Origin of the sequence: Shewanella intestini (genome assembly GCF_018221465.1) — a bacterium.
Classification (GTDB): domain Bacteria; phylum Pseudomonadota; class Gammaproteobacteria; order Enterobacterales; family Shewanellaceae; genus Shewanella; species Shewanella intestini.
The window spans coordinates 190,080-214,024 of record NZ_JAAIKR010000001.1 but is presented as its reverse complement, the minus strand read 5'-3'; the positions used below and the strand labels follow the sequence as shown (position 1 = coordinate 214,024).

Below are 23,945 nucleotides of genomic sequence, written 5' to 3'. Positions count from 1 at the left end.
GCTGAAGTTAGTCTAACCACAGGCGATATGAGGTCACTAAAACACAAAAATAAAGGCAACTATAGCGGTTGCCTTTATTGTTTTTATAGAAATAACAAAGCCGATCTAGATCACATTTTATTTGCTAAATACGCTTGTTAGATTAATTTTATTTAAGCTGTTCAAGTTAACTTTTATTTTACATTTACCCAAGCAATAGCTGCCACCCCAAAATACCCAACAATTACACCAACAAAATACAACCAGCAACCAACATAGTAATAACGCAAACCCACAATTAACTCAAAAAAAACATACAATAGCACAGTAAAATCAACACAGATCGCGTCTTTTTTTTAAGCGGGTTAATTTCACTTTATCAAGTCATTACGTTAACAAATTTCACAGCACAATAGCCTGCTTACAACCCCGCCACTCGCGCTGTGAAAATAGTTTGTTATATTGCAGGCATATTCATGAAAGGTAATAACGATGATGAAAAATGCAAATGTGTTGAAATTGCTTAGTGTAAAAGCGCCGAGTTTAAAGCTTGCCGCCGTTACCTTAGCGTTAGGTAGCACCGTGTTATTAAGTGGCTGTGGTAGTACTGATAGTGATATAGATAAAGCGATTGAATCAGTTAAAGTTGACCATAAAGATCTTGCTAAACAATTAGCGCCATTAGAAAAGCCTGCAGAAGTAAAACAAATTACCGGAAAATATGGTAAAGGCATCAACGGTCAACAACTACCTCCAAAGACAGATAAAACAATCACCGGACATTATGGCAAAAGTATTAGTGGCCAAAAACTGCCACCAGTAAAATCAGTAACGGGTAAATACGGCAAAAGCATCAGCGGTCAGCAATTACCTCCGGCTGTCACACAATCCCCATCGACAACCATCGCTGATCTCACTTATGCCGATCGCTTAATGCATGTGTTAAAAACATTTAAATCTGTCGCTAACGGTAAAACAATTAACTCAGGTGGCCAAAACAATATGCCACTGACTCCTGATTCATTAGCACCGACATCTGGCAATGACTTTAATGGTATCGTTAACTTTGACCAAAGCAGCATTGTGTTTTTAAATGGCGCAGGGTTAGTTGATAACTGGCATTGTTATAAAACAGCAACTAACGGCGTGACACTGACTCGCAATAGTGCCGGCTTAACAGCTGACGGGACAATTACTGAATATAAATACCTTTTCCCACAAAACCAGTGTTCCACACAAGTCATTGCTAGCTTTAGCTTCCACAATATGGCCATTAATGACCAACTTGGCATTGCCCAAGGTGATGTCACCGTATCTGCGCCAAATACCGCTGACACTACATTTGATAGTAGTGAGTTATTAGTTGCCAATAAACTTGCCGACCTAGGTAAACACTTCGGTGCTGCATGGGCAAAAATGCAAGCTGATACTATTCAAAAAGCGGCGAAAGCAAACCCAAGTTTATTAACCCTAAATAAGCAAACCCAACAAGCTGAGTTTAATTTTGCAGGGGTACAAAGCGAGTTAATTGAATACAAAAGCTTAGATCAAAGCAGTTTATTAGCAGGTACTGTTTTTGGTGGTGTGCCAGGTGCGTCAACACCTGCAAGCGTGAAGTGGTGTAACATTGTCAACATTCCAACTGATGGCAGCACCGCGACCATTCAAGCACAATCAGTCATTGCCATGAACTGTGCCCGTTCAGTTGCACGTTACTGTGATGGCCATGATGGATTCCAAGCTGGTGTCTTTGCTCCTGTTGCGCCACTTGCTTGGAACAATGAGGTTGCTACAGCAGCAATGGATAATGTACTACTACAAAAAGCGAAAGGCCAAGGTCATTGGGAAACCCATAACATGGCACAAAATGCATTTGTAATTGGTACCACTTCCGCCATTACGCCTATCTTTGGTTATACCAGCCCTCGCACTGACGGAAAAGTGAATAACGCAGGTCAAAACAGCTGGGCTGGACACCCTGGACATTGCCAAAATGTTATGGGTAAAAATTATAATGAATTTGGTGTTGCATGGTTACTCGATACTGAAAACAAACTTGATTACTGGACAGAAAACCTACGTTAATCTTGTCGTGAATGAAGATGTATCTAGCTGATTCGTAACGATATCAATATCTTATAAGTTGAAGCTATCAAGCTCATAGGCACGGTTAAGGATGATAGGTTTTAAATTAACCACTTCAGTTTTCTGATGGTTGATGTTGACACATTAGGCTTTGAACTTTGAACTTTGAACTTTGAACTTTGAACTTTGAACTTTGAACTTTGAACTTTGAACTTTGAACGATGCTAACAAAAAAGGGTTGCCAATTGGCAACCCTTTTTTATCAACTCACCTTTAAAGGTTCGCTAAATAAATGTTCGTTGATTAAACTTGCCATGGCTTTAGCAGCAAACGATAACGGTTTATTTTTATTCCAAAATAATGACAACTCCCACACTAAATCATCTGTTGATAACGGCACATTGACGACAGCGTCAACCCGATATCGCTCAGCAATAATTTGCGGCAAGATCATAATCCCAGTCCCCGCAGCGACTAAAGCAATACCAAAATCGGCATGACTCACACGGGTAATTTCTGTTGGCCCAACACCGGCTTTTTCACAGGCATCTAATACCATTTCATACAAGGTATATTCCCGTTCAAACATCACCTGAGCTTGCGGTTTGATGTCATACAAATGCAGTTCATTTTTAGTCGACAATGGATGCGTTTTAGGCAATACCACGACCATAGGTTCTTCACGGACTCTTAAGCCATCAAACTCATCATTAAAATCAATAATCCCAGTGGCCAGTTCAATTTCATCTTTTTGTAACGCCAACGTTTGCTCTACACCACCGCGTACTAATAACTGTAGTTCAACCTTGGGGTGCATTTGCCTGAATTTAGCAATGGCAGGTGCGAATAACTCCGCACTGCCAAGTGGAGCTAAACCAAGGCGCAATGTGCCACTGTCGAGATTACGTAACGAGTCTAGCTCGCGCAGCATTTGTTTTCGGCCACTAAGCAAAGATTGCGCATAACGATATACAATTTCGCCTGCGGCGGTCATTTTCACTTGCGTGCCACGCTTACCACGTTCTAATAACACCATTTCAAGTTCGCCCTCCAACAAGCTTATCGACTTTGATAACGCCGGTTGGGTTAAAAATGCTACCTTGCTTGCTTTGGCAAACCCCCCCGCATCAACGACATGAATAAAGTGGTGAAGTGCTTTAAGATTCATTTGAATAACCAAAAGTTATAGATTGAATTAATAATATTCATTTTTTTTATCTAATATGCAAGTGTAAACTGACTTCATTGAAACAAAAGCGCAGTAACCGTGACAACAAGACCTATGCATCACCGCAGTCTATCCGCGTATCTGAACACCGCATTAAGTAATTTTAGGAAGAATATGACAACCACATTAACCAAGCCAACCCCAAGCGTTAGAATTAAAAACTCAACCATTAAATTTACCCAAGTATGTTTATTTTGTATTTTTTCATGGGCATGTCATATCGTTGCAATCAAGCTTAACTCGCCTATTCCCGGAAGTGTCATCGGGTTAGCAGTATTACTAATCTTACTATCAATGAAGTTAGTCCCTGAAAAAATGGTTAATAACGGCGCTACTTGGTTAATTAGCGACTTATTACTATTCTTTATTCCTCCAGTTGTTTCGGTCATTAAATACCAAGACATTCTTGAGCATTTTGGCACAGTGTTATTAAGTTCAATGCTCATTGCCAGCACCATTGTATTACTGGGCACCGCCTTTACCGTTGACCGGTTATTCAAGTTTGAGCATCAATACCGAGCTAAGAAACAACTTCAAGGAGCCATATAATGAATATTTCTGGGTTGGGGATCTTTTGTTTATTATTAACCTTAGCAGGGTATTACAGCAGTAAAATACTTTATCGACGTCACCGCAAAGTCTGGTTTGCGCCTATTATTGCCGCCCCCGTGGTCATATTAGCCGTTGTCGCCTCACTGCATATTCCATTGGCTGGCTACTTCACTTACACCCATTGGTTAGCGGCATTATTAGCCCCTGCCACCATTGCGTTTGCCGTCCCTATTTACCGAGAACGCAACCTCATTAAGCAATACCCTATCACCTTAACTGTGGGTGTGGTGGTTGGGCTTTTACTGGGATTAGGCTCATCTTGGTTAGTCACTTATTTCACCGCCATGCCTGCGGAATTATCTAACAGTTTAATGGTACGTTCAGTTTCAACACCTTTTGCCATTGAAGCCACTCCCGCTTTTGGCGGTGTACCGGGACTCACTGCAATGCTAGTGCTATTAACAGGTGTGATGGGAATGCTCATTTGTGAACCGTTATTTAAAGTGGCTAAAATTAAAAGCTCAGTAGCTAAAGGAATGGCGCTCGGTGCTTCAGCCCACGGTGCAGGTGCGGCAAAAGCCACCGAAATAGGCCGCCAAGAAGGCGTTATCGCTAGCTTAACTATGATATTTACTGGCGTTGCAATGGTCATTTTAGCCCCCACATTTGCCGCCCTTATTCATTAATGTGACTTGGCGATGTCATCGCCCCTTCCTTAATCATTAGCTCCATGGCGTTTTCACATAATTCACCCCAGTCAATCCCTCATGACTCATCGCGAGGGTGAATTATTCCCCCTCTTTTGTTTCAGCGTTAATTGATCGTCCTTTCGTTTGTACTCTTTTCCCCCAATATACCGACATACTTAGTTACCAATAATCGTCCCTATTACATTTGAATATCGCCAAAGTGCGACCCGCGCATTGGTGTTTATTGATAATTTAGGTAAAGTGTCGGCTGCTGCAACATATTGGTAGCGTTTCGTTGACGATTTACCTGCAAAATCATCGCATTTACACCAATTACACACGCATACATATAAAAATATAAACAAACTTGGAAGGAAACACATGAGCGAGTCAAACATCACTCACGCCAAAAATGATTTGCGTGAGGTCAAACAGCTGGGGATGTGGGCCTCCATTACCAGCTTAGGCTATATTTTCTGGTTAGTAGGCGGTATGGAACTGGTTGAGCGTATTGCTTATTATGGCGTAAAAGCCAGTGCCGGTTTATATGCCAATACGCCTGCATCTGAAGGTGGTCTTGGTATTAATTTACATGATTACGGTATTATTCTTGCTGTATGGGCAATGTTACAAACCTTTATTCCAGTATTCACCGGTGGTGTTTCCGACCGTGTGGGTTATAAAGAAACCATTTTTGCATCAACCATTATTAAGATAATAGGCTATCTAACCATGGCGTTATTCCCAAGTTTTTGGGGATTCTTAATTGGTGCGATGTTCCTTGCCGCAGGTACTGGTATCTTTAAACCCGGTATTCAAGGCACGTTAGTACTCTCAACTCGTCGAGAAAACACCTCTATGGCTTGGGGGATCTTCTATCAAGTGGTTAATATTGGTGGATTCTTAGGGCCATTAGTGGCTGTGCATATGCGTCAGCTTTCTTGGGATAACGTTTTTTATGCCTGCGCCGCGATTATCTCGTTAAATTTCTTATTCTTACTTGCCTATAAGGAACCAGGCAAAGAAGCACGTATTGAGCGAAATCGTAAAATTAAAAATGGGGAAATTCATCAACAAGCGTTATGGAAAGATGCGTTAACTGAACTTAAAAAGCCGGTGGTCATTTACTATATGTTGGTATTTGCAGGCTTTTGGTTCTTATTCAACTCACTGTTTGATGTATTGCCTATCCACATTGCAGAGTGGGTAGACACCAGTATTATTGTCACCACCTTATTTGGTCCAGAAGGCACCAGTAGTGGTATTTTACAATTCTGGCTAGGATTAAATAATGAAGGAACCAAGGTTATGCCTGAGGGCATGTTAAACCTAAACGCGGGAATGATTATGACCACGTGTTTCTTAGTCGCGGCATTTACGGCTAAATATCGCATTACGACTGCAATGTTAGTGGGCTGTATTTTAAGTATTGCCGCTATTATGTTGGTTGGTTTTTTTAATGCCGCATGGATGATTGTATTGGCTATTGCGATGTTCTCTTTAGGTGAAATGATGATCAGCCCTAAAAAGAATGAGTTTATGGGTAACATTGCCCCTGAAGGCAAAAAAGCCATGTATCTTGGCTTTGTAATGCTGCCACAAGGGATTGGTTGGACTTTAGAAGGCTACTTTGCACCAAAGCTTTACCAAATGTACGCCTCAAAAGAAGTGATTTCACGTAATGAGTTATTAACTAACGGCTTAACTCAGGCGCAAGTTGATGCGATACCACAAGGTGAAGCATTTACCCACTTAGTTGAAGTAACAGGAATGGAAGCACAACAGTTGACACACATGCTTTATCAAGCCAACGATATTGGCATGGCTTGGTATATCATCGGCGCAATTGGAATTATTTCTGCTGTGGGTATCTACATTTACGGCAAATGGTTACTGCGTATGCAGCGTCAAGCACTAGCATAATATCAATATGGTTTAGGCTGCAGTGAAACTGACATCGCAGCCTAAACCTTTATCACTAATACACTCAAACTCCATCTCACAACCAGATTCATAGTACGAAGTGGTTTTAAGTCGAATCTCAAGCCTATCTTCCCCTACTAAAACCTATCCGTCCCTACGCTTATTGACTAGTTAACTGCTGTTTTAGCTGGATAAATTTCTCATACAACGGATGCTTGGTGTTATTTAACTCTGGAAAACGTTGTTCAATCTCTTTAAGCAACAACCTTGCTTGAGGCAACTGCCCTTTTTCCAGGTGCTCAGTTAATTTCACCACTGCATTTTCGGCTGTATCAAGCTCAACCGTTTTGGGCCGTTTATTAATAATATCACTGGACGCGGACAATTGGGCTCGACTGCCTCGCTGAGAGTGAGCGTTGATAGCTAGCGGATCATTGCTGGTATCGTTTAATGAAGAATCTGCGTTTAACTCATTGGCGTGTTCAGGTTGCAACTGTGCTGTGTGCTTGGATGCTGTCGCAGTACTCGCCATACGGCTTATCCCTATTTCAGTTGCCGTCGATGAACGACTGAGCGCGGTCGTGTCGATAGTATTAACGCTAGAGTCAGCATCTGTAAGTACATTATCGGCGCTTGATTGCGCCAATTTTTCAGCGGAAGTTGAATCGCTTAAGCTTAACTGCAAAGCGGATTTATGGGGCTGTATTTGATGCAATAATTCTGGTGAAAAATATAGTAATCCAGCAACAAGGGTAATCGATGCTGCGCTAGCTATCGCCAATTGATGTTGCTTCCAGGCGCTAAGCGTTGGCTGCTTTGTTTGGCAAGTATGGCGCTGTTTCGCCAACGCTAATATCGCTTTATCAATTGCTTCTGGTGGTTGTTCTATTGCTTGCTGGCGATATTGTTCACGCAGTTCAGCTTGCAATTTTTCAAAAGCTTCGTCATCTATTGGGGGGTGTTGCTGACTCATGAACCCGTCTCCTGCCATTTAATTGCAATACATGCCTTAATGTTTTGATAGGCATAACGGATCCGGCTCTTGGTGGCTTCAAGGGTCACGCCAGCAATTTCGCTGATGTTAGCTGCGGTTAAGCCTAATTCAATATTCAATAACAACGCTTCTTTTTGCACTGCGGGTAATTTGGCAATACAACGCTGCATGTCTTGTTGCTGTTGCTGCTGTTGCATCAACTGCTCTGGTGCACGTTGAAAAGGCGCAGCAACGTTCACAAGTTCAGTTTCATTATCGGATTTTGCGGCTAAATCCAGTGGTTTCACCGCCCGCACATGGTCAATGATAAGGTTATGGGCAATCTTATATAACCACGTAGTAAACTTGGCTTTAACTTGATATTGCGCCGTCGCTTTAATCACCTTACTCCAAGTATCTTGATATAAATCTTGCGCTAATTGTTGGTCACTTAATTGACGAACAAAAAAACGATACAATGGCGCTTTATGTTTTTGGTAAAGCTGCTCAAAAGCCATTATGTTCCCAGCTTGATACGCTAGCATCAAACCTTCATCTGAGGTGGCTAATATTGATTCATCTTCTGGTTGCGACACGGCATGTCCTCATTAAACTCACCTTCTACCAAGTTTGCGCAAAACAAGCGCAGTCATCAAACTAAAGCGCTAACCAAGTCATTGATTAGCACCTTGAACTAATTATTAACGCTATAAAGCAATAAAGGTGTTATTGATTGAAGATTTTTTTAATTTTATCTCCAACTAAGCGTTTTTCATCATCACTAAAGAAGCTTTTATGCATTTCGATGTAACTCACTAAAAATTGGGGTTGGCTCATAATATGGTTAATACGTTGAATTAACTGTTTTCCTTGGGGTGTTTTCGAACACACAATGTAACCAAGATCGACTTTTTCAACCCCTTTAATAGGCAACGTTGTTAGCTCAACTTCACGGTTATGTCGGGCAAGATATGCGTTAACTTCTTCAGAATATTCAATTAAACCGCTAATCCGTTCTTTAGCCAACATATCAATCAGCGTTTCCGACGAGTCCATGCCACCTCGGATATAAAATAACTCTGGAAAACGATTTATTTTGTCATTGATATAACCGCCATAAGAACGATTATGCGCCACGCCAATACTTTTGCGCCCCATCCGCTTAGGTTGTGATAAATCAACTGGCGACATAAAGTGAGTTGTGGTTTGTTTTAATGTAATCAGTCTTAATGGTGGGTAAACACTAATAGGATGCTGACTGAAATATCCCTTCTTTTTTCGCTCTGGTGTTTTGAATTTATTGTACATACAAGCATTTTGTGCTCGTTGTAATTCTACCCAACCACGGGTCAAACTCACTTGTTGTTGAGTAAACTCCAACCCGCCTTGAGCATGGTTAAGCAAGAGGCTAAACATCTCCATTGGCCTTTGTTCCAGTAAGTTAAAATCATCAATGGATGTTTCGGCAAACACCACACCTTGTAATGGGGTACTCATCGCCTCAGCTTTGGGCAGCAGACTCGTAGCTAACAGAGTACATAGACAAATTAGTGGTAACGTTTTCATTGGCATCAATGGGTTAATCCAATTATTATTTTTGGGGATTATCATCATTACTCAACCTAGGTTAATCCCTGCTAAATGTATATTTTTATTCAATTTTTTTAGGGTAGTTATGTCAATCTAAATACGCTGTCGGTTTGCTATTGACGCAATAGTGATAATTGTCTTTAATGCTGGCACTTTATTCATCGTTCACTGTATTTGCTCAGCAAATACCTCAAACCACTCGCTAATTAAAGTGACGGTTTATTGCTTGGATCAGCAATTGTTTATCATCAACAGAAACAAAGCGGTGATGTAACTGTACAAACTGTTGCTGGAACGCTTTTGTCGACATCGCCTCATTCACTGAGGTGATCAATTTTAAACCATAGTCGGTTTTCGAACAGGCTAGATACCCCACAGCAGCTTGATTGGCTTGCTTAATAGGGACACTTACTAACGTGTGTTCAGACGCTTTAAAAAAATTATGTGCGACATCAGAGTACTCAAAAATAGCACTGATTCGCTCTAGTTTGAGCATTTCAATTAATTTAGCGTTAGCGTCAATACCGCGGTGAATAAAATAATTATCTTGATTTTGTGCAACATGTTTATCAATAGCCTCACCATAAGTCCGTGACAAAGACACACCAATAAGCGAATTAACTGCTGGCGAAGTATTTTTAAAATCAAGGCGTTCAAGATCGACTTCATCAGCAAATAAATCACGGTTTTTATTCAATACAATTAACCGAATTGGTGGATATAACATAATCGGATAATGGCTAAAATAAGCCACTTTTTCACGTTCTGGTGTTTTAAGCTTATTAAACAAGCAGGCATTAGGTTGCTTCATTAACTCAACCCAACTGCGGTTCTTACTCATTTCAGCAAAAGAAAAATTCAGCACGCCATGACTATGTTGATGTAGCATGTCAATAACTTGCCTTGGCTGAATAACAGAGGCATCGAGTAATTGCTGTGTGTACCCCCCCATTAATACACCTTTAAGTGGTGTGAGTTGAGAAAGTGTGACTTGATTGCCGTCTACCGTATGGGCATTAAGCATTGAGGGAAATGCCACCAACCATACGCTAAATATTGACAACAATAATTGAAGAAGTTTCATAATAATAAGCGCTGCTTAGTTAATATTATATTTTACTCACTCAAGAAGCATCGCTTGGTGAATATGTTGTCATTAATCTTACTGCAACCCCTGTTGTTAGCCAATAACATATCACTTACAATCTCAACAAAAATGTTGAGAGAATATTCTAAATTCTAAACTGAGTGTTAGCCGCAAAAAACACTGAATAGCAGCCAAAAAAAGGCCAACGTGCTATTATCTAGCCCTTTTTTATCACTCAGATATTACGCTATTTTAAAGGCTTAATTTTTGAGCGTGATTCAAGCAAAATTAATCTATTTGTACACTTAGGAGTATACATGCAAGCACTCGTTGCCGTTGTGATGGGATCAAAAAGTGATTGGCCAACTATGGAAGGCGCTGCCCAAATCATGGATGCGTTAAACGTCCCTTACCATGTTGAAGTTGTGTCTGCTCACCGCACTCCAGATAAACTGATGGATTTTGCCAGTACCGCAGCGGATAAAGGCTATAAAGTCATTATTGGTGGTGCCGGCGGCGCAGCACATTTACCTGGCATGATTGCATCTAAAACACCATTACCCGTATTAGGTGTGCCAGTGCAAAGCAAAGCCCTTTCAGGAATGGACAGCTTATTGTCAATTGTACAAATGCCAAAAGGCATTGCTGTAGGCACATTGGCTATTGGCACCGCGGGTGCATTTAATGCGGGGTTACTTGCTAGCCAAATTCTTGCTACCCAAGACAGTGAATTAATGGCGCGATTAGTTGAATTTAGAACCCAGCAAACTGACAGCATTTTAGATAACCCAGATCCGAGAGAAGCATAATGACAACACAAAAGGTTTGGGTTTTAGGTAATGGCCAATTAGGCGCTATGTTAGCGCATGCTGGACAACCTTTAGGGCTAGATGTTCGACCTGTGGATATCATGAATCCAACAGACGACACGCTTGGTCTGGCTGAGCAAGATGTGATCACCGCAGAACGAGAACAATGGCCAGAGTCAGCCACCAGCTTACAGCTGAGTGAGCATCCTAACTTCATTAATGGTCCAATATTTGCGCGATTAGCAGATCGGTTCACTCAAAAGAGTTTATTAGACGAACTAAACGTAGCAACAGCACCGTGGGAGTTAGTTGATAACCAGACTCAAGAGTCACAACTGCATCAGTCTTATGGTGAACGCGTATTATTAAAACGCCGCACAGGTGGATATGACGGAAAGGGCCAGCATTGGTTAAAACAAGCTGAAACTACGACTATCCCTACCGATTGGCGCAACGAGGCGATTGCTGAGCAAGCGATTAACTTTGACGAAGAAGTATCTTTAGTTGGGGTTCGTACTCAAGATGGACGCTGTGTTTTTTATCCGTTAGCGTTAAATTTACATCAAGATGGCATTTTAATGGCATCAATTGCACCGCTTAGTCGCCTTGACCCGTTACAAGCTGAAGCCGAAGCCATGTTAAGTACCATTATGAATGGGCTTGAGTATGTTGGTGTGATGGCAATGGAATGCTTTAGAGTTGGTGATAAGTTATTGGTAAATGAGTTAGCACCTCGGGTACATAACTCAGGTCATTGGACCCAAGCGGGCTGTCATATTAGTCAGTTTGAACTGCATTTACGTGCATTATGTAATTTACCAATTCACACCCCACAAGTTAATTATCCTTGCGTCATGATTAACTTAATAGGCGTCGATAAAGACAACCGCTGGATAAGCCTGCCAAATGGTCAATTGTATTGGTACAACAAAGAAGTCCGTGTTGGCCGTAAGGTTGGGCATTTAAACTTATCTGCTCACACTCAGGCCTTGGTACAAGAGAGCATTAGCCAGTTACAACAATGGATGCCTGAGCAATACCAAGCTCCATTAGCGTGGGTGTTGAACGAATATAGTTAAGCTTTATCGCTTCGTACTTCGATAAAAAAAGGAGCCGTGGCTCCTTTTTTGTGAGGTAATGAAACCGATTAAAAGCAGGGTTTAGCTCACCAATAACAAGCCATGCTACAGTCCGCAGATATTGGATCTCGATATTCGCAGCGACCTTCTCTGTCAATAAATTCCTGCTACTCGCAGCAAGGGGAACACGTTATTGTTAGCCAAAGAAAAGACGCCATAACCAAGAGGAGTCTAAATCTGCCTTACATTGCTTATACTGACCAGCATAAGTATGAGCACGGCGCTCAACTTTTTTAGAGACCTGCACTAGCCATTTCTTTTTCCAATAAGACCCACGCTTATACCCCCCCCAACCTTCATGATAATTGAGGTATTGGTTTTTCGCATCCCATTTGGAAACGCCATTTATCTTATGGGTTTTACTAATAAACCACCCCATAAAATCCATTGCATCATCAAAATTACTGCGACTAGACCATGAGTTACCTGTTTCTTTAACGTAGTCATCCCACGTCATGGTTTTAGCTTGGGCATAACCATAAGCATCACTGGCTCTGCCAATAGGAATAAAACCCCAAAAATACTGCATCGGCGGTGCAGCATTATGTTTAAACGAACTTTCTTGGTACATCATTGCCAATGGCACATGCACTGGCACCCCCCATTTATCACGCGCATCCACTGCGGCGTCATACCATGAACGGTTCTCTTTAAAAATAGAGCAAAGGTTATCGGGATTTTTAGGCGGAGCAGTAGCACAACCACCTAAAGCAAGCATGAGTATGCCAGTAATGAGTCCAAACAAGGGCTTCATAGCGTAAACCATTTAAAACATTAACGAATGGGAGTAAGTGTCACATCTTGCGAGAGGCATTGCAATCGGCATGCAGTAACACAATGCACTAAATCACAACCAACTACAGAGCGCTGTTATGTTGTAATTCACAGGTATGCGGTGTTTGTTGCAAAATGATCGGCTGCCAATAATCTGGGTTATTGCCGACATAGGTTTTATCCGTTTTAAATTTAGCTGCTAAATGATATCTCACATCTTGCTCAACATTGACCATTATTTTTTTAGTACCACGAACCGATAGCGCCACTTTTAAGTCAGGCGACGAAATAAGCTCGGCAAGCGTAAATTCATAACGCCCAACAGGTAAGGTGTAATTGGGCCGTGAAATGACCGGTTTACCATTTAAATGAGTAACTACGACACGATAGACATCATTCTCCCCTTGCGGGTCGACATAAGCTGACACCGTGCCACAAGCGGTTAAGTTTGATTGACTGGCACAGCCTGATAACAGCAACACAAGGGTTACTGTTATCAGCTTAATGATGTTATTGAGAAACAACATCTTTAAAATAATCGACAAGGAAGGTATCAAAGTCGACGCTTGGTTCAGCTTCGATTGCTTGCTGCTTAGCAATTGAGTCACGAGCTTCGTCTTGATATTGCTGCAAGGTTTGCTCAGATAATGGATAGGTTGATAATTGCTGATGATAAGCACTCATTAATGACTTAACCCAGTCACCATGATCTTTTCCTTTAACAACCACATCATCTAACACTCTGCCAGAAAGGGTTTTACTCGGGTCTTCTACCGCTTCACGCCATTCACTTAGCGCAACTTGATAGCGATTGGCGTCTTGAGTGCCATTTTGCTCGTTTTCTTGTTTATCAAGCATTAAGGCTAATATATTTAACTCATCAAACAGTGCCACCAACCAAGCTTTAATCGTGATTGTTTCACCATTACGTTGTAGGGTTTGTCCCGGTTTTCTGCCGTTTAAAATCACGGTGTTTAAGTTCGCAGATATTTCCGCTTCACCGCTGTCATCTGTATATGATGATGAAGACAATAAACAATGCAGCAAGAATAAGTCTAAAAAGCGCACTTGCGAGGCATCAATACCAATTGGGCTGTAAGGGTTAACATCTAAAGCCCTTACTTCAATATATTCCACCCCAGCACGACTTAATGCTTCTGAAGGTTTTTCATTAGCTTGAGTTACTCGTTTCGCGCGAATAGGAGAGTAAAATTCATTTTCTATTTGTAAAATATTGCTGTTTAGCTGGCGATATTGGCCATCAACTTTGACACCAATTTCAGCAAAGGTTTGTGACGGCTTACAAATGGCAGCTTCAACCCCTGATAAATATTCAGGCAAAGAGTTATAACTGATATTTAGGGTGTCTTGTTCTTTATTGGTATAGCCTAAGTCACTCATTCTTAATGAGGTGGCATAAGGCAGGTAAAGTGTGCCTTTGCCAGTTTTTTCAAAGTCAAAATCAACCGTTTGGTCTTTCACAAATGAACTACATAAAGAAGGAGATGAACCAAATAAGTAAGGCATAACCCAAACTAAACGGCGGTAATTGCGAATAAGTCCAAAGTAAGACTCTGAAATAAATGCTTGTTTTGAACATTCGGTATTATCAACCGTAGGTGAGTTAGCCAATTTTAAGGCAAACAGTTGATCCCACAGCTGCGTAGAAACTGAAAAGTTGAAATGCACCCCTGCAATAATCTGCATTAATGCGCCATATCGGTGAGTCAGCCCTTGGCGATAAAGGGTTTTCATTTTTCCGACATTAGAGCTGCCATACTTAGCAATGGCAATATCAGCTTCGTCGCCGACATAACAAGGCATACTTACTGGCCACAAGCGTTGACCATACATGTTTTGCACACTGTAAGCATGGGTTTGAGTCAAACCTTCAAGTAGCACTTCAATGTTTTGGTTAACCGGGGTGATGAACTCAAGTAACGACTCGCTGTAATCAGTAGTGATCCGAGAATGAGTTAATGCAGAACCGAGTGCTTTGGGGTGCGCATCATTGGCTAAATGCCCTTGTTCATCAATTCGCAAGGCTTCACGCTCAATACCGCGCTGCATACCAAGTAAAGATTGACGCCCTGCACTTGTATCCAAATGCTTAATAACTTCATTGAATGATTTCAATATTCATTTCTCTTGTTTCATATCACTGGGATAACAATAACCTAGTCGATGATTAATTCTTACATCAGCATTGTAATGACAAATGCATTAATTATTGCTGACAGTGATTCACTATGGTTTTCACCAAAACAAGAAACGGTAACGTTGCTAGTTACCGTCTCAGTATAATGTACTTTTTAATGACAGCTCTAATATGTGGTCATCTCAAACAAAAGCAAGGGCTTAGGGTTAATTAACTATCCGTACAGGATACCCTAATGTTTCAAGCTGTTGTTTAACTAGCTTTTTATCACCTACAACAAAAATAATCATCTTATCGATGTCTAGCCACTTTTTAGCAAGTTGATTTAATTGCGCTAAGGTAATGTTATCAATAATATCTTGTTGAGTATCAATAAAGTTATCGGTTAACTGGTGGCGTTGCAATAAACGTAAAAAACCAGCCTTTTGATAAGGGGTTTCATAATCAAGTGCATGCGCTTGTGAAATAGAATTACGCATAAAGTCCAACTCTTTTTCGGTCATCCCATGCGACTGAAACTGTTGTAACTCTTTCATAAATTCTTTCACTGATGCACCGGTGACATCGGTCCGTACACTGGCTCTTGCAGTGTAGCGACCCACTTCATCGCCACCTGAAAAACCACTGCGAGCACCATAGGTATAACCTTTATCTTCTCGTAGATTCAAATTAATACGGCTATTAAATGCGCCGCCTAAAGGGTAATTCATTAAATCAGCTTTAAAATATTCCCCATCGGCATCAAAAGGCAGTGCTTTTCGACCAATTGAAATCACCGATTGTGCCGCACCTGGTTTGTCATAAAGGTAAATCACTTTTGATGGCGCACTTTTACTCGCCATTAATGGCGTAATAGCATTAGCGTCACCTTGCCACTTAGTTAAACCGTCCAGCGCAGTTGTTATTTGCGTTTGAGTTAAATCTGACACGGCGACAATTTGAGCGCTGCCCGCACGATATTGACGTTGATAAAAGTCTTTGACATCTTTTAACGTTAACGCAGATACGGTTTCAAGCGTGCCAGATGATGGCACACCGTAAGGTGATGCATCACCATATAACAATTGGCTAAATTTAGTACTCGCAATATAGTTTGGGTCAGATGCACTTTGCTGTAGGCTTTGCAACTGTTGCTGCTTTAAGCGATTAAAATCTTGCTCATTGAAAGCGGGAGTAAACAGCTGCTCATTTAAAATGGCTAGCGTTTGAGTTAAGTTTGCACTCAAACTAGACACTTGAATGTAGCTTTGACTGCCTTGTGAGCCAAAATTAATTGATGACCCTAGCATTTCCAACGCGTTAGCGATGGCTTCACTGCTGCGAGTTTGGCTAGACTCATGCAGCATTGCCGCAGTTAAATTAGCTAACCCAGATTGTGAAACACTTTCTAAACGATGGCCGCCATTAAGGTAAATCACTAACTCAACGGTTGGGGTTTCTTTACTTTGAGTACCAATAACCTTAATACCATTGCTTAGGGTTGTGCGCCATAACTGCGGTACTTTAACCACAGGTGTCGCTCCTGCTTTTGGCATAATCGTACGGTCAAAGCTAGAGGTGGTTTGCTTTGATGACACTTCCATATCCACAGCATGCTCGGCAACCTTTGGCTTAGGCGCGACAAAGTTATCAACTTTAGCTATCAGCTGTTTTTGCCCTTCAGGCACAACGCTCATGACCACCATCGGTTTATCTTTAATATAAGTATTAAAGACTCGCATCACATCAGCTTTAGTCACGCTGTCATATTGAGCTAAATTTTTCACCGTTTGATTGGGATTATTATAAAACGTTTGATTCGCTGCCAAGGTTGATACTTTGCCTTTAACACTTTGCATGCCATAAATCGTGTTGGCTTTAAATTGTACTTTGGCTTTTTGTAAATCTTCATCTGTCACACCGCGTTGTTCAAACTCTGCAACCGATTGATTAATTTTGGTTTCTAACTTACCAAGTTGACCACCTTGGCTTGGATTCGCCAGTGCATATAAGGTAAATTGACACGCGAGTTCCTGACAGGGGTGACTGACAGATGCTTGAACTGCCACGCCCTCTTTTACCATGTTTTTATAAAACAATGAGGTTTTACCACCGCCAATAATTTCGGCTAATAAATCAAGCGGTGCTTCGTCAGGGTGCCCCGCATAAACAGTCGGATACCCCATGTAAATTAACGGTAAGTGAATTTTATCTTCCATGGATAAATAGCGAGTTTTATCTAAAGTCACAGGTACTTTAGGAGTGGCACTGACTTTAGGTCCAGCTGGAATTTCGCCAAAATACTGATTAACCCAAGCTAAAGCTTGCGCCTCATCGAAGTCTCCCCCGATGGTTAAAGTGGCGTTATTGGGACCATACCAACGCTGGAAGAAATGTTTAACATCAGCAAGCGTTGCGCGTTCAAGATCATCAGGCCAACCAATAACTGGCCATGAATACGGATGACCTTGCGGATATAACGCTTGATTAAAGCGTTCATTTAAACGGCCATAAGGACGGTTATCAATGCGCTGAGCACGTTCATTTTTGACGGTGGCTCGTTGGACTTCAAACTTCTCTTGGGTTAATGCCGGTAAAAAGAAACCCATTCTATCTGACTCTAACCAAAGCATTTTTTCAAGTTGATTACTTGGCACAGTTTCAAAATAATTAGTCCGATCGGTATTAGTGGTACCATTTAACGTCCCACCCGCTTCGGTGATCACTTTAAAGTGTTGTTCATCTGCCACATGCTGCGAACCTTGGAACATCATATGTTCAAACAAATGGGCAAAACCGCTGCGTCCAGCAAACTCTCGAGATGAGCCCACATGATAAGTGACATCAACATGGACTAATGGATCTGAGTGGTCGGTATGCAGGATAACCGTCAACCCATTGGCTAATTGGTATTTTTTATAAGGAATATTAGCTTGTTGTTGCTTAACGTTTTCGAGCAATACCATGCCAGTAGGTAAATTGCTGTTAGCGCGTTGAGGAGAACTAGTACAACCAATTAATGTGACTGTAATAGCAACGCTTAATACCCATTTTTTCACGGTCGACTCCTAAAAATTAATCCACGATGAGATAAGATTGCCCCATTTGAGCAACACAATTAATATCAGTCAGGCTTTCAGATACCTGTATAAATTCAACCACATTGATTGAAATAACACTTTATAAGCAAAAACAGAAGTCAAATTCAGCGTCAACAAATATGCTTTATCTTTCGACTGCCTACACAAGCAACTAAATACTAGATTACAGCCCAAACTATTAGGCCATAACGCAGCGTTTTACCAACTAAAATAAGCAATGTAGATGATATTATCGGTAGTTTTAACCAGCCTGCCAATAAACACAATACATCGCCCATTAAAGGCAACCAAGACAATAACAAACACCAACGACCGTGTTTTTCCATCCAATTGAGTGCATGTCGGTAACGCTTTGATTGAAAGTCTTGAGGGGTTTTGGCAAAACGACCGACATAACCCAAGTAATAACTCGTTAATGCACCTAATGTATTACCTACACTCGCTGCAATCAATAATGCTAACCACGTGTGTGGTTGCTGAGCCAGCAAACCAACAAGTAACACTTCTGAGCCACCGGGTAATAATGTCGCGGCAAGAAAAGCGCCGCTAAACATTAACCAAACATCAAACATATTATTAACCATTGATAATATTGAATTTATTATACAAAAAAAACCATTTCAAATGTATAAGTCAGCTATAAAATGAAGAAAGTAATAACACTTACCTTTTATATGGACATAAGTTATAACAAAATGACGTTGTTTGTCTTTCTTTGGCTACTTACAATATACTCAATTGATCAATTTTATAAAAAGACGACACAGTCAATCATCTTTACCTGAGCTTTCCTTTGTTTTCCCGCTATTAATAGCTGAGTGTTCAGCTCACTCATTAGCCCGATATAAAGTAATGCTAACGCTATAAAAATTTTACAAAAATAATAATACATAGCCGACATCTGGTTATATAACTAAATTGGAATATTTAATGTTATCAATATTTAGTCGCATCCCTTTTTGGCAAAAGGTACTAGCAGGCTTTGCCTTAGGCGCAATGATTGGGGTTATTTTCGGTGAACAGGCTATTATTTTAAAACCGTTAGGTGACCTGTTTATTGGTGCCATTAAAATGCTTGTCGCCCCGTTGGTACTTTGTGCCATTGTCGTTAGCATTACATCTTTAGATTCGCAATCTAATCTTAAACGCTTAAGTTTTAAAACTTTAGCCATGTTTATGTTCACAGGCACGATGGCTTCTCTTATAGGACTAAGTATTGGCTCTGTTATCGACATGGGCGGCTCTTTAGAACTTGCAACCGCTGAAGTACGTGAACGTAATATTCCCGGCTTCACACAAGTGTTGTTAAACATGATCCCTGTAAATCCATTTGCTTCCCTTGCTGAGGGTAAAATTTTACAAATCATTGTGTTTGCAGCTTTAATTGGTGTTGCGATTAACAGTGTCGGAGAGAAAGCGCTGCCGTTAAAGCGCACCTTTGAAGCTGGCGCACAGGTGATGTTTCAATTAACCCAAATGGTATTAAAACTCACCCCAATCGGTGTGTTTGGCTTAATGGCTTGGGTTGTGGGCCAGTATGGCTTAACCACATTATTACCGCTAGGTAAGTTTATTATTGCTATCTATATCGCCGCGTTAATTCATATTATTTTTGTTTATGGTGGCTTAATCAAATTTGTTGCTAAAGTCAGTCCAATTAAGTTTTTCAATAAAGCAATGCCCGCCCAATTGGTCGCATTTACGACGGCATCAAGCTTTGGCACCTTGCCTGCTAGCTCAAAGTGCACCGCTTCAATGGGGGTATCTAAACGCTACAGTGCATTTGTCTTACCCTTAGGTGCAACGATGAATATGGATGGCTGCGGCGGTATTTACCCAGCAATTGCAGCCATCTTTATTGCCCAAATTTATGGCATTCCACTGGATATAAATGACTATGTATTAATTGCAGTGACGGCTACGGTTGCCTCCATTGGTACTGCTGGTGTTCCTGGCAGTGCCATGGTTATGTTAACGGTGACATTAGGCGTTGTAGGCCTACCACTTGAAGGCATTGCCTTTATTGCTGCGATAGACCGCGTCATCGATATGATCCGCACCGCGACCAATGTCACCGGCGATATGATGACTGCAGTAGTCATAGGAAAAAGTGAGCAGCAATTTGATGAAGCGCAATTTTATCGCGATGAAGCTCAATCTCAACAACAAGCGGCCTAACCACTAACGTAGTAAAACCACAAGATTCCTCCAGAGAACCTGAGTAACATCGGGTGTATTTGGGGGGAGACTTCTTCGCATGTCATTTCCCCTTACACTGTAGCGTAAGTATTTACCCCCCGTAAATAGGCCAACGCCCCATAATATAAACAACTAAATGCCATTAAACGCCGGCATTATCAACGAAAAACAGAAACTATTTATAGTCAGATCTATATTGTTGCTGGCAGTGTTCACGATTAAATTGTCTGTCATTGACGAGGTGATATCGACTTTGGGTAATTTAATTGTTGCCGGTTCAGTCAAAAAAACTGAGCAACTTTCACAACAAGTTGAGCACCGTAAATACATGACACAGTGCTATGTAATAAGATTTGGAGATAATGATGTTTGTAAATAATGGCTGGATAGTTGAAGCAAAATTAAACCAAGGTGAACTTGAGAATTTCAAAGCGGTAATGAATTCGCAAATCAAGCGTGCACTGGCCGAAAAAGGCACCTTAAATTATCAATATTACTTATCAGACGCTGGCGATATCATGGTATATGAACGTTTTGCCGATCCTGATTCATCACATGAACATATTGAAAATTGGGATGCTCACGCCAAGCGGTGGATGGCTGCAGCAGCACTCACTCGTATGCTTCATTTAGGTGATTTACCAGAAGATGTACGTGAACGTCATGCCGCACTTTCACCAACGTGGCTAAAACCATTGGGTGGCTTTGCCCGCGAAAATGCTCAAGGGAGTTTAATTGACAACAATGGCGATACCACATTTGAAAATTTTGGGTGGATAGTGGAAGCAAAACTTAATGATGGCCAACTCGCAAACTTTAAAGCGGTGATGAATTCTCAAATTGAACGCGCTAAAACAGAAGAAGGTACTTTAAATTATCAATATTATATGTCTGATGAAGGCGATATTTTAGTTTATGAGCGCTTTAAAGATCTAGCAGCATCATTCACACATATTGAAAATTGGGACGCACACGCTGAGCGTTGGATTGCTGCTGCCACCCCAACTCGTATGGTGCATTTAGGCGACTTGCCACAAGAGTTACGTGAAAAACATGCCGCCCTTGCGCCATTACTATTAAAGCCATTTGGCGGTTTTGCTCGATAAATAAAATCGGTAACTACATATTGCCAGCAAGCACAGTCGTACAACCATTAGTTGCTAAGACGCATTAAATAATCGTGAACGAGCGACACAAAAAAACGAGCATGCGTTTAGCATGCTCGTTTTATATTTGGTCTTTTTTCTAAAAAAAATTAGCTAACCAAAGCTTAGAATTTAGCGTTAGCCCATAGCCATACTTTATCAGTATCTACTTTACCCGCAGTTGAATCACCTGCTGAGTATTTAGCGTATTTAACACCAACTAAGTAGTTTTTGTTAATAGGCATAACCACTGATGCATCAATTTCAGAACCTAAATCATCAACAGTCGCACTTGCTTTATCTGCATCAAATTTATGATAAGCCAAAGTCCATTTAGCGGACATTAAGCTGCCACCAACCGAAGCGTAAATATCAACTAAACCTTCTTTTGGCGTACCAAGGAATTGGTCAGACCAACCATTAAATTTATGCAACGTAGCTAGTGGTGTACTAAAACCGTACATGCCATCATCTGAACCAAGTTTTTCATAACCTGCTTTAACGGTGTAACCCATAATGCCAGCACCGGCTTCCAAGGCTAGGTAATCAGCATCATATTTCGCTGCTGCTGAGGTCGATTCTTGACTCGCATATTCTGCTTTATACAGAATTTTAGCGTCAGCAACCTTGGTTGAACCTTCAAAGTTAATACCGTAAGTGTCGATACCATTCTTTTCAGCTTTGTCTTCTTCAAGTAAGTAACCGTAACCCGTCACTTTACCAAAGCCTAATTTATATGAAGCATTAAAGATATGATCTTTCGCATCAACATCTTTCGCTTCTGCGAAAATACGATTACGTTTCGTTAAATAACCATAATCAACTTCAAAAGCATCATTAAAGGCATATTGCATTGTTAAACCATCAAATGTTTGACGGTCTTGACGCCAGCCTACGTGACCAACAAAACGTTGATTACCCAGTGCAATCATTTGACGACCAACACGGGCTTTGAAACCACTGCGTTGATATTGTAAAAAAGCTTGGTCAAGTTCAGTGGTATTTGGGTCAGCAATAACAGAATAATCAGGATTATTACCATTGGTATCGTTATAGTCGTTCACCCCAGCAACATTTCGAGAATCTTCAAATTCTACCAATGCAGATAAACCATTGTATTGCGCAGTCGCTAGCGTTAAGCGAGTACGTAAGGTTAAAGCATCGGCATCTTTTGATGCATTATCTTGTTGAACACCTTCATAACGTAGGTTTAAGTCAACTTTAGTTGTACCTTGAGTAATGGCATCAGCAATGTTATCTACTTTTGCTGGCGCAGCTTGCGCAGTCCCCATTGCCATTAATACTGCACTTGTTAGTGCTGACATGACTAGTTTCTTATTCATCATCTATCCCTATATCTCTTTATATGGCATTTATTTTTTTGCCAAACGCTTAGCATTCACGAAGTGAAATCCCAAGCCACCCACACGCACCATAACAACCCAGACGTTACTTTTCTGTGACAGAATTAGCATTTTATTACCTTATAGGTATTTAAATACTCTTTTTTAAGTTGGTTATTGGTGATGTATCGCAATATGTAATAAAAATGACTTAGATATTTATCCCCCTCCTCACCGGGTAATAATAAAATCAATTACCCCTGCTTACATAGCGTTATTGAGTTCACAATCAAATGATAATTAATAAATCAGAGTGTAGACTCAATGACTCGAATAGCCCAATTTAAAAGTAGAATGTCATTATTTAATGTCCAAAAAACAGCTTTAAAAAACGGTAAAAGATCCCCCCCTCCTTTTTCTTTTAGTCATAACACAACAACAGAGCATTAAGCACAAAAAACAAGCAAAAGGAACAAAATCAGATAGTTAAATACCAAGAAAGTCAGCAGGTCATAATAATTCCAGCTGTTAACCCTGCCATAAATTACAATATAAAAAACTAAATAATTGCTATTTTTACAAACTAACCAAACTAGAACCCAAGCAATTCAATAGTCGATAAATAAAAAGGATAATTACCCGGATCAATATAAAAATAGCAATACATATTTAATCAAAACCATCATATTTACTATTTTTGAAACATGGCAAGAATATGGCAAATAGATAAATACCCCTAAATGAGTATAAAGTTTATTTTCATAAAGCAATTAAACAGCCACTTTAACCATACCAGTAAACAAGCCACAACAAGAAACATTCTCACAACATACCATGATAGAAATCGGGTAAAAATAAGCTAAAAACAGCTGAAAACCCCTCCAAAACAACACCGCCTAACAACTCAATAACATAAGTATCAAACTCTTCAGCAACGTAAATAGTGCCCCCAGACAGCAGTAAAAATTACCGACAAAAAACACCTACACCTAAAGAGGTATTTTGGTATATTGAAATATTGAACATGATTTAACTCTTGCTGCTGGTGTTGCAAAACAGCGTGCTGCATAAATGTATTTCAATATGTGGTAACTGGGGATATACGTTCACTTCGGTATCTAGCAACAAAAGTTTATGCTGCCATGCAAACACTCTAGACATTAGTTTACGAGCTTGGATGCCAGCAACTTAA

General features: G+C 40.7%; 19 protein-coding genes. 8 read left to right on the top strand and 11 right to left on the bottom strand.

The window, feature by feature from the left end; all coding sequences use genetic code 11:
• Positions 1-471 precede the first annotated feature (471 nt).
• Complete coding sequence (locus tag G3R48_RS00955; RefSeq protein WP_153661137.1) at positions 472-2,064, top strand: CAP domain-containing protein; 1,593 nt, start codon at positions 472-474, stop codon at positions 2,062-2,064.
• A 262-nt stretch (positions 2,065-2,326) separates the two neighbouring features.
• Here the strand turns inward: G3R48_RS00955 and G3R48_RS00950 are convergent, their stop codons facing one another.
• On the bottom strand, positions 2,327-3,232 hold the full coding sequence (locus G3R48_RS00950; RefSeq protein ID WP_153661139.1) for a LysR family transcriptional regulator: 906 nt from the start codon (positions 3,230-3,232) through the stop codon (positions 2,327-2,329).
• A gap of 174 nt (positions 3,233-3,406) precedes the next feature.
• Between G3R48_RS00950 and G3R48_RS00945 the strand changes: the two genes are divergently transcribed.
• The 3 genes from G3R48_RS00945 (at position 3,407) to G3R48_RS00935 (ending at position 6,456) form a co-directional block, all read left to right on the top strand.
• On the top strand, positions 3,407-3,841 hold the full coding sequence (locus tag G3R48_RS00945; protein WP_153661141.1) for a CidA/LrgA family protein: 435 nt from the start codon (positions 3,407-3,409) through the stop codon (positions 3,839-3,841).
• Complete coding sequence (locus tag G3R48_RS00940; RefSeq protein WP_153661143.1) at positions 3,841-4,530, top strand: LrgB family protein; 690 nt, start codon at positions 3,841-3,843, stop codon at positions 4,528-4,530. Before G3R48_RS00945 ends, G3R48_RS00940 begins: the two co-directional genes overlap by 1 nt.
• A gap of 384 nt (positions 4,531-4,914) precedes the next feature.
• Complete coding sequence (locus G3R48_RS00935; protein ID WP_153661145.1) at positions 4,915-6,456, top strand: MFS transporter; 1,542 nt, start codon at positions 4,915-4,917, stop codon at positions 6,454-6,456.
• A gap of 160 nt (positions 6,457-6,616) precedes the next feature.
• Here the strand turns inward: G3R48_RS00935 and G3R48_RS00930 are convergent, their stop codons facing one another.
• The 4 genes from G3R48_RS00930 to G3R48_RS00915 all read right to left on the bottom strand — a co-directional run bounded on the left by G3R48_RS00930 (position 6,617) and on the right by G3R48_RS00915 (position 10,103).
• Complete coding sequence (locus G3R48_RS00930; RefSeq protein WP_153661147.1) at positions 6,617-7,429, bottom strand: hypothetical protein; 813 nt, start codon at positions 7,427-7,429, stop codon at positions 6,617-6,619.
• Positions 7,426-7,974 carry a sigma-70 family RNA polymerase sigma factor gene (locus G3R48_RS00925; RefSeq protein WP_153662091.1) on the bottom strand — a complete coding sequence of 183 codons (549 nt, stop codon included), beginning with the start codon at positions 7,972-7,974 and terminating at the stop codon, positions 7,426-7,428. The genes G3R48_RS00930 and G3R48_RS00925 overlap by 4 nt, the downstream gene beginning before the upstream one ends.
• 181 nt (positions 7,975-8,155) lie before the next feature.
• Positions 8,156-8,926: a hypothetical protein gene (locus tag G3R48_RS00920; protein ID WP_153661149.1), complete on the bottom strand. Its 771-nt coding sequence runs from the start codon at positions 8,924-8,926 to the stop codon at positions 8,156-8,158.
• Between the two features lie 295 nt (positions 8,927-9,221).
• Positions 9,222-10,103 carry a hypothetical protein gene (locus G3R48_RS00915; protein ID WP_153661151.1) on the bottom strand — a complete coding sequence of 294 codons (882 nt, stop codon included), beginning with the start codon at positions 10,101-10,103 and terminating at the stop codon, positions 9,222-9,224.
• A 320-nt stretch (positions 10,104-10,423) separates the two neighbouring features.
• On the opposite strand from G3R48_RS00915, the gene purE reads away from it, so the two are divergent.
• Positions 10,424-10,915, top strand: coding sequence for a 5-(carboxyamino)imidazole ribonucleotide mutase (gene purE / locus G3R48_RS00910; RefSeq protein WP_153661153.1), 492 nt, complete (start codon positions 10,424-10,426; stop codon positions 10,913-10,915).
• Complete coding sequence (gene purK / locus G3R48_RS00905; RefSeq protein ID WP_153661155.1) at positions 10,915-11,994, top strand: 5-(carboxyamino)imidazole ribonucleotide synthase; 1,080 nt, start codon at positions 10,915-10,917, stop codon at positions 11,992-11,994. The genes purE and purK overlap by 1 nt, the downstream gene beginning before the upstream one ends.
• Positions 11,995-12,190: 196 nt before the next feature.
• Here purK and G3R48_RS00900 read toward each other — a convergent pair whose 3' ends face one another.
• From G3R48_RS00900 to G3R48_RS00880, 5 genes are all read right to left on the bottom strand, one after another.
• Complete coding sequence (locus tag G3R48_RS00900) at positions 12,191-12,808, bottom strand: transglycosylase SLT domain-containing protein (RefSeq protein WP_153661157.1); 618 nt, start codon at positions 12,806-12,808, stop codon at positions 12,191-12,193.
• Between the two features lie 103 nt (positions 12,809-12,911).
• A complete protein-coding gene (locus tag G3R48_RS00895) occupies positions 12,912-13,310 on the bottom strand; it encodes a hypothetical protein (RefSeq protein WP_323741195.1) in 399 nt (132 codons plus the stop codon).
• Between the two features lie 28 nt (positions 13,311-13,338).
• Entirely contained in the window at positions 13,339-14,964 is a 1,626-nt protein-coding gene (gene gshA / locus G3R48_RS00890) for a glutamate--cysteine ligase (protein ID WP_194823827.1), read from the bottom strand.
• A 228-nt stretch (positions 14,965-15,192) separates the two neighbouring features.
• On the bottom strand, positions 15,193-18,024 hold the full coding sequence (locus G3R48_RS00885; RefSeq protein ID WP_212593166.1) for a M16 family metallopeptidase: 2,832 nt from the start codon (positions 18,022-18,024) through the stop codon (positions 15,193-15,195).
• A 200-nt stretch (positions 18,025-18,224) separates the two neighbouring features.
• The gene (locus tag G3R48_RS00880; protein ID WP_153661159.1) at positions 18,225-18,638 is read right to left on the bottom strand and encodes a YqaA family protein; all 414 of its coding nucleotides are present in this window, start codon (positions 18,636-18,638) and stop codon (positions 18,225-18,227) included.
• Positions 18,639-18,996: 358 nt separating this feature from the next.
• Between G3R48_RS00880 and G3R48_RS00875 the strand changes: the two genes are divergently transcribed.
• Together G3R48_RS00875 and G3R48_RS00870 are read left to right on the top strand one after the other, a co-directional pair.
• On the top strand, positions 18,997-20,244 hold the full coding sequence (locus G3R48_RS00875) for a dicarboxylate/amino acid:cation symporter (RefSeq protein WP_153661161.1): 1,248 nt from the start codon (positions 18,997-18,999) through the stop codon (positions 20,242-20,244).
• Positions 20,245-20,630: 386 nt separating this feature from the next.
• On the top strand, positions 20,631-21,371 hold the full coding sequence (locus tag G3R48_RS00870) for a putative quinol monooxygenase (protein WP_153661163.1): 741 nt from the start codon (positions 20,631-20,633) through the stop codon (positions 21,369-21,371).
• Positions 21,372-21,535: 164 nt separating this feature from the next.
• Here G3R48_RS00870 and G3R48_RS00865 read toward each other — a convergent pair whose 3' ends face one another.
• Entirely contained in the window at positions 21,536-22,753 is a 1,218-nt protein-coding gene (locus G3R48_RS00865) for an alginate export family protein (protein ID WP_380713953.1), read from the bottom strand.
• Positions 22,754-23,945: the final 1,192 nt, after the last annotated feature.